The following is a 1,891-nucleotide window of genomic DNA, read 5'->3' as shown; positions in this document are numbered from 1 at the left end:
ACCACCAAAAGGTGATGGAGAAAACCCAACACCACCAACAGAAGAAGGTAATAATGGTAATGAACCAAAGCAAGATGGAAATAATACCGGATCTGGACAAACTACAACAGATGATCAAAATACAAAAGAAACAACAACAACTGTAAGTGAAAATAAAGAAGCTGAAAAAGATGAACGTGATTTACCGAAAACAGGTGCAAGTATTGCTTCTACAATTGGAGCTGGTCTTGCGTTTGTTGGAGCGGGATTACTTATGTTATTTAGAAGAAAGAAAGCGAATAGATAGTCGAGAAATATAAAAAGGATTACCGATTTGGTAATCCTTTTTGTTATATTATGAAACTGGTACTGCTTTTTCTTTTTTCCATGAAAGACCGAATCCAGTAAAGCCGACGATAATGGTTACGACTGGACACGCTAAACAGAAGATTGCGTATGGCAGGTAATCGAATGTTGGAACGCTAAGAACGTTTGTTAAGAATACGCCACTGACACCCCATGGTACGAGTGGATTAATTACTGTACCAGCATCTTCTAATACTCGTGATAAATTACGACGCTCTAAACCGACTTCATCGTATTTATTAGCGAATGCTTGTCCTGTTAAAACGATGGATAAGTACTGCTCACCAAGTAAGAAGTTTACACCAATTGCAGTTGAAGCAGTAGAAATAATTAAGCGTGTACTAGTTTTTACGAAGCTAGAGATAATGTTCATCAGCTGGGCTATAATACCCATTCCTTGTAATAATCCTCCCATACAAAGAGCTAGGAAAATAAGAGCGATTGACATCATCATACTTTGCAGGCCACCGCGAGATAATAAGCTATCAATATCTTTAATACCAGTTTTAGAAACGTATCCGTCTTGCATAATTTTCATTAAATCCGCTAAAGAAGTGCTAGGTTTAAAAATAAAGAGAATAATAATCCCTACCACAATTCCTGCAAGTAATGTTGGAACTGCGGGTACCTTTTTAAATGCGAATAGGAACAGTAATAAAATGGGAATCAGCGTAACGATAGAAATCGTTGCATTTTTTTCTAGTGTGTTAATAAATGCTGAGAAATCAACGTTTCCACCAGATCCGCTTCCTAAAATGAAAAATGCGATAAAAGCAATAATGAAAGCTGGTACTGTTGTCCAAAGCATGTTACGAATATGTTCAAATAAATCTACACCCGTTACAGCAGGCGCTAAGTTTGTTGTATCAGATAAAGGAGACATTTTATCTCCAAAGAATGCACCAGAAATAATTGCACCAGCAATAAGAGCTGGATCGTATCCAAGGGCAGTACCCATTCCCATAAAGGCAAGTCCTACAGTTGCAGCAGTTGTAAATGCACTACCGATACTCGTTCCAACAATTGCACAAACAACAAAAACAGTTGGAACGAAAATTTTTGGAGATACAAGTTGGAAGCCGTATACCATTAAAGTCGGAATAGTTCCAGCTGCGATCCAAACGCTAATTAATACGCCTACAAGTAAGAAAATAAATATAGATGGAATACCAGCTGAAATACTACTAATCATCCCTTTCTCCATAGTAGACCAAGAGATTTTCTTCAGGAATCCAAATGCTAATAAAAGAACGATACCAAATAAAATTGGGATGTGTGGTGAAACTTCTAATTGAATAACACTAAAACCAATACAGAAAAAGATAAAAATTGTTAAAAGAACAGACTCAATTTTTGAAACCATTGTTTTCCCCTCCTAAGTAATGTGAAATAGCTCTTTTTTATATAAAATTCGCCAATATTGTATATTTCCTTCTAAATTTTAGAATTTTGTGACAAATTACCGGTAATTGTTAGTTCTTCTATATGATGCGGAAATGATTGGATAAAAAAACGTCCCTGCATATAATTATGCAGGGACGAAGAA

General features: G+C 36.1%; 2 protein-coding genes. One reads left to right on the top strand and one right to left on the bottom strand.

Features of this window, described 5'->3' with window-relative positions; genetic code table 11:
- The coding region (locus MR167_RS31295; RefSeq protein WP_242316221.1) for an LPXTG cell wall anchor domain-containing protein at positions 1–286 on the top strand (286 nt) is incomplete at its 5' end.
- A gap of 48 nt (positions 287–334) precedes the next feature.
- Here MR167_RS31295 and nhaC read toward each other — a convergent pair.
- A complete protein-coding gene (nhaC, locus tag MR167_RS31290) occupies positions 335–1,708 on the bottom strand; it encodes a Na+/H+ antiporter NhaC (protein ID WP_147801714.1) in 1,374 nt (457 codons plus the stop codon).
- Positions 1,709–1,891 lie beyond the last annotated feature (183 nt).

The sequence above is a fragment of the Bacillus cereus group sp. BfR-BA-01355 genome, from assembly GCF_022663675.1.
Lineage (GTDB): Bacteria > Bacillota > Bacilli > Bacillales > Bacillaceae_G > Bacillus_A > Bacillus_A thuringiensis_S.
This window is presented reverse-complemented; position numbering and strand designations above follow the sequence as displayed.